At 47.8% G+C, this 5,915-nt stretch carries 4 protein-coding genes and 1 pseudogene; all 5 read left to right on the top strand.

From position 1 onward, the window contains the following. Positions 1–1,330, top strand: a protein-coding gene (locus AZ66_RS31000) for an IS1182 family transposase (RefSeq protein WP_156160086.1) whose coding sequence is annotated in 2 segments (ribosomal slippage) — positions 1–537 and positions 537–1,330 — 1,331 coding nt annotated over the 2 segments. Because the reading frame shifts where the segments join, the coding sequence is not laid out codon by codon here. This gene is flagged as partial in the annotation. Between the two features lie 205 nt (positions 1,331–1,535). Next, complete coding sequence (locus tag AZ66_RS25730; RefSeq protein ID WP_036621439.1) at positions 1,536–2,522, top strand: aromatic acid exporter family protein; 987 nt, start codon at positions 1,536–1,538, stop codon at positions 2,520–2,522. A gap of 124 nt (positions 2,523–2,646) precedes the next feature. Then, positions 2,647–3,207, top strand: coding sequence for an outer spore coat protein CotE (locus AZ66_RS25725; protein WP_021253939.1), 561 nt, complete (start codon positions 2,647–2,649; stop codon positions 3,205–3,207). Positions 3,208–3,491: 284 nt separating this feature from the next. Beyond that, complete coding sequence (locus AZ66_RS30205; RefSeq protein WP_052648875.1) at positions 3,492–5,135, top strand: putative amidoligase domain-containing protein; 1,644 nt, start codon at positions 3,492–3,494, stop codon at positions 5,133–5,135. Between the two features lie 75 nt (positions 5,136–5,210). Continuing rightward, positions 5,211–5,915, top strand: a pseudogene (locus tag AZ66_RS25715) (DNA mismatch repair protein MutS); the annotation flags it as partial.

Raw genomic sequence — 5,915 nt, 5'->3', positions numbered from 1 at the left:
CTTATGAATTTGTATCGATTGAGGAGCTTGTCCCTCCAGATCATTTGCTTCGCAAAGTAGATAAATATATCGACTTCTCATTCATCGATAAAAAGGTGCGTCCTCTTTACTGTGCGGATAATGGACGACCTGCCATTGACCCAATTGTGTTGTTCAAAATGATCTTTCTTGGTTATTTTTACGGCATTCGTTCAGAACGTCAGCTTGAACGTGAAATTCAAACAAATTTGGCCTATCGCTGGTTTTTAGGACTTGGTTTAACGGATAAAGTACCGGATCACTCCACCATTAGCTGGAATCGTCGTACTCGTTTTAAAGACACGGATATTTTTCAAGATATCTTTGATGAGATTGTGCTTCAAGCCATACAGCACCGTATGGTCGGCGGCCGTGTGCTAATCTCAGATTCTACCCATGTAAAGGCCAACGCTAACAAACATAAGTTTACGAAAGAGCAGGTTTTACAAAATACTCGTGACTATGTTAACGAACTGAACACAGCAGTGGAGGCAGACCGAAAAGCTCACGGAAAAAAGCACTAAAATCCAGAGAGGACGTGATAGAGGAAAAGGAAATTAAGGTGAGCAAGACCGATCCAGACAGTGGTTATATGATTCGAGACGGTAAACCGGAGGGTTTCTTTTATTTAGACCACCGCACAGTAGATCTGAAATACAACATGATTACCGATGTTCATGTCACCCCAGGTAATGTGCACGATTCGATTCCCTATTTATCTCGATTAGATCGTCAGCAAAAACGATTTGGCTTTAAAGTGGAAGCAGTTGCACTTGATTCTGGTTATTTGACTTCACCGATCTGTAAAGGGCTGCAAGAACGAGGGATTTTTGCAGTAATTGCTCACCGAAGATTTCATCCGACGCAAGGGCTATTCCCAAAGTGGAAGTTCACGTATGACGCTCAACAAAACCGTTATATTTGTCCTGCAAAACACGAACTTATTTACCGAACAACAAATCGTGAAGGATATCGGCAATATGCGTCTGATCCGAAGCATTGCAAGAACTGCCCGATGTTGAGCGAATGCACCCGATCTCGTAACCACCGAAAAGTGGTGACTCGACACGTATGGGAAGACAGTAAAGAATGGGTACGGATCAACCGATTAAGTCGATCCGGCAAATATTTATACCGAAGACGGAAAGAAACGATTGAGCGAAGCTTCGCGGATGCCAAAGAGCTCCATGGGTTTCGCTATTGCCGTTTGCGGGGGTTGCAGAACATCAGGGAACAAGCTCTTATGACAGCGGCTGTGCAGAACATGAAGAAGATGGCGATCCACCTGGATCGCCTAGAAAGATGGGGATAACCAGAAGTTTTCCTTCATCCCGAGATCGTAAAAACAAGAGAAACCCTGTGCCTTTTAACAAGGACAGGGTTTCTCAACAATCTGAGGAATGCCAATGAATGGCATTCCTCTTTTTTTGCAACACGTCATCCGAGTCGATATAATGAACATGTATCATAAGAAGATAACATTACATAAGGGTCTCATTGAAGGAGCGTACTCGCACATGATGTTCGGATTTGTTGGTATTCGTGTCATTAAGACAGCGATCGCGTCAATATTGGCGATAATCGTTGCTAACCTTGCAGGAGCAGTGAATCCGCTAGGAGCGGGCTTGCTAGCTATATTAGGAGTGGATGTTACCCGCAAGCGCAGCATAAAGACCGTGTCGGCGCGATTTCTGGCATCGGTTGTCGGCTTGCTGCTAGCTTCATTATTGTTCGGGCTTCTCGGTTTCGAGCTATGGGTGCTGGCTTTATACATATTAGTTGCATTCCCGATTATCGCTAAGCTTAATTTCAAGGAAGGAATCGTGACAAGCTCAGTCGTTGTATTCCATATCTATGGCGCAGGAACCTTAACGCTGCATGGCGTGTTGAACGAAGTGCTTCTGCTGGCCATTGGACTTGGTGCCGCCAGTGTCGTCAATCTGGTGTACATGCCGAATGAAGAGGATAAGCTTGTCCGAATTAAGAAGGAAGTCGATGCTTACTTTTCCCTGATTTTCACACAAATTAGCTCTAATCTGAGGGATACGACCTATGTATGGGATGGACATGAAATTATTGATGCGGATGAAAAAGTAAATGAAGGAATCTTTATTGCCTCGAAGGCATTGGAGAATCGACTCATGCGTACGGATGATATTCACGCCGATGAGCAGTGGCTTATTTATTTCTACATGCGCAAGGCACAGCTGGAAAATGTGCAAGGAATCCTTCAGCTGCTCTCTCAAGTGTATCAATCATTCCCTCAGTGCTATTTAGTAGCAGATGTATTCGATCAATTGAGCGAGGATGTGAAGGAGCCGCATTATACGGGCAAGACAGAACAGCTTCTGAATGATCTGGACGAGGTGTTCCGTCAAATGGATTTGCCTGTTACACGTGGAGAATTTGAAGTGCGTGCAGCCGTCTTGCAAGTAATTCGCGAGCTTCAACAATATTTGAAGATAGCGAAAAGAGATAAGAAACAACTTCGACTTGGCGTGTAACCCGCGTCAGGCCAGCATATGTTCACTCTCAAAAAATGCGTCCACTCTTAAAAAAATGTTGTCACCCTAGACGACTGTCCTGCATACACTTTAATTGAATGATTGTATGGAGGAGGTCCACAGGATGGCAAACACAGAAAAACACCACTGCCGGGAAATCATCACGAAAGCAGTCTGCGGCAAAGGTCGTAAGTTCTCTGTCGTCACACATACCGTCTCTCCGCCTAATCATCCGACAAGCATATTGGGGGCTTGGCTCATAAACCATCAATATGAATCGGTGCGGGCAGGAGACGGCATTGAAGTAATTGGTACTTACGATATCAACATCTGGTATTCATACGACAACAATTCCCAAACTGACGTTGCGAAAGAAACGGTGTCGTATGTAGATCTCGTTCCGTTGTCGTATGTTGATCCGAAGCATCGTTCTTCCACTGTTGAGGTATCTGCGGAAGCAGTTCAGGAACCGAACTGCGTTGAAGCAAGTGTATCTTCGCATGGACGCGGTGTGACTATTCGTGTTGAGCGGGAATTCGTGGTGGAAATGGTTGCAGAGACAAAGGTATGTGTTCTCGTTTGTAAGGACGGGTGCAATGATTTCGAAGACAAGGATTTTGACTTTAGTGTTCAGGATGAGAGCTTCGACGACTTGGAACCGGACTTGACGGATGAGGAGTTGTAATCATCGCCGCAGGCCCTGACCGCTTGCGGCGGTTTCTCATTTCCTATTGAGGATACTCTCAACCAACATGCGCATGGTGGATGAGCTGCTGCAGAACCTGTGCTTACAAACTTGATGATATACCCACAGGATATGCAGTAAAGGAAAGATTGTAGAGGGCGGGAGCCCTCCTTTTTTTTGATTCGTAACAAAAATTCAGTTAATGTTGTTGGTTGGCTTCATAGCTGCGACGGGAATCTAATCAGGAAGCAATCCTATATGCCGGATGCGAAGGAGGAGGCGACATGGGCCGAGACCTTGTTTGTGATGATAGCGTGGTTGTCATAACGGATGATCGGGAAGCCGCCGACATCTGGAAGCAGTATAAAGTGAAGGCGGTCACAAATACCAGATATGTGCGAGCCGGAGCTAGGTTAATTGCCGTTCAGGAGCATGGGAAATTAATCGTATGGTGGAAACGCAGTATGGCACAGCGGGCTCAGATACATATGGACAGAGTAGTACATCATCAGGAAGAAGAGGGCACAATCGTACTCAATCGATATGCTGCGGGTTGGCGCTCAAGCACCATGCGTGAACGCTTGAAGCTATGGGGATTGCCTGTGGCCGAATGGGCTACGTGGGCAGATGAATTGCCGCCGAATTCGGGCCAGCATTACGTTCGTTCCGTATGTTTCTGGGTCAATGGCTGTCGTATCGTTGCTGCCGCACAGAGTTCAACTCCACCGCAGGGTCTTCCCATGTATCGTGCGCTTGATGATTGGTCCAAGCCACCTTATCGCCGGCTTGCCCGGCTGGCTCTGCGAGCTGCATATGCAGTAGGTTGGGACATCGCTGCGGTTACGCTGCGCTGCACACCATCTTCTGCCGTGGAGGGAATGACAGACTTGCCAGCGGGTGTGCTAGATGAGCCCCAGTTGGGTGATGTAATCGTGCATATCGATCCTGTACCGCAGCGAATTCCATCATGGGTACGGGAGAGGTATACTGCAGCATGGCATGAGGAGGCAACCGAGCATTCACGAATTCGGAACAAGGGAACACAACTGAAGCTTGGGATGGATGTAGAATTAATTCTTTATGATGCCCATGCCGAGAAGATCGTCCCCGCTGTTCGGTACTTGCCCAAGGGTGGGGCCGCAGGTTGTGATGCCGTGCGTCTGCAAGGACGTGTCATCTATCCTCTTATGGAGCTTCGTCCGGAACCTGCTGAGCGTCCTGCCCAGCTTGTGGAGCATTTGTGCAGGGCCATGCAGCTTGCAGACCGTATCATTGCAGAGAAGCGTGCTTCGCACTTGCAGGATTCCAAGCTCGTATGGCTGGGTGGATCGCATCCAGTAGGGAAATTCTCGCTCGGAGGGCATATCCATGTTAGTGGAATCTCGTTAACTTCAGACTTGATAAGGGCGTTGGATACTTATGTAGCACTGCCGCTGGCCCTTCTTGAGAATCCAGCGGGTTCAAGAAGGAGGCGTCCAGGGTATGGGACGTATGGGGATGTGCGCGAACATGATCATGGCGGTGAGGGCGGATTTGAATACCGAACACTTCCATGCTTTATCATGACGCCGGCCCTAACGTTAGAGGTACTAACCTTATTCCGTACGGTTGCAGTGGTTTATCCGAAACTGACTAGGCGCGACAGTGTACGTGATGAGGTGATTCAAGCATTCCTGCATGCATATTCGACAAGCCGCGATATTCGCTTCACAGGTACGGACAGTGAACCTATGCGCATACTAGCGCTAGAGCTTATGGACGAATTGCTGGGCGAGGTGAGGAAGAGCAGGAATGAATGGAGAGATGACAGCCTATCGGTGCAGGCCGAGCATGCTATTCAAGCGCTGTCTCATCGTATACGTGCACAATGGATATGGGATGAGCATGAGGATTTGCGAAGTACATGGTTAGGATCGAGTGAGCGGTGACCGCGTGAAATGCGCGTGAGTCCCCGCTCTTTTTTTGATATAATAGAGTTCTACTTATGTTATCGGAGGGTATTTATGGTGAAGCTGACACCGATGATGGAACAATATTTGAGCATCAAGGAGCAGGTTAAGGATGCCTTTTTGTTTTTCCGCCTCGGGGATTTTTACGAGATGTTCTTTGACGATGCGATTCAAGCATCGAAGGAATTGGAGATTACACTGACGGGTAGAGGTAGCAGCGGTGCAGAGGATCGTATCCCAATGTGCGGGGTCCCTTATCATTCGGCAGATAATTATATTCAGCGATTAATTGAAAAGGGATATAAGGTTGCCATCTGTGAACAGGTGGAGGATCCAGCGGAAGCTAAGGGAGTAGTCCGCCGTGAAATCGTCCGGATTGTGACGCCAGGCACAGTTATGGAAGGCAAGCTGATCGACGATAAGTCGAATCATTATCTAGTCTGTCTATCCCAAGGGAGTACCAGCAATGCATTGGCTGCCTGTGATCTGTCCACAGGGGAACTGATTGTTACTTCAGCACCGATCGGGCAATCTTGGCTTATTGATGAGCTGAATGTCTATATGCCGACAGAAGTTATTGGCCATCCTGCATTGCTGCAAGAGGCGGAGCCGCTTACGAAGGCGTGGAATCGTTCTGTTCTGTTTACCGAATGGAGCCGCAAGGATGAAGCATTGGCAAGGCAGCAGTTCGGCGAAGCCGTCTGGACTCGACTTGAGGATGAGCGGCAGCAGGCGCTTGCTATGCTGATGGGGTATTTG

The sequence above is a fragment of the Paenibacillus sp. E194 genome (assembly GCF_000935845.1).
Taxonomy (GTDB): Bacteria; Bacillota; Bacilli; order Paenibacillales; family Paenibacillaceae; genus Paenibacillus_B; species Paenibacillus_B alvei_B.
This window is presented reverse-complemented; position numbering and strand designations above follow the sequence as displayed.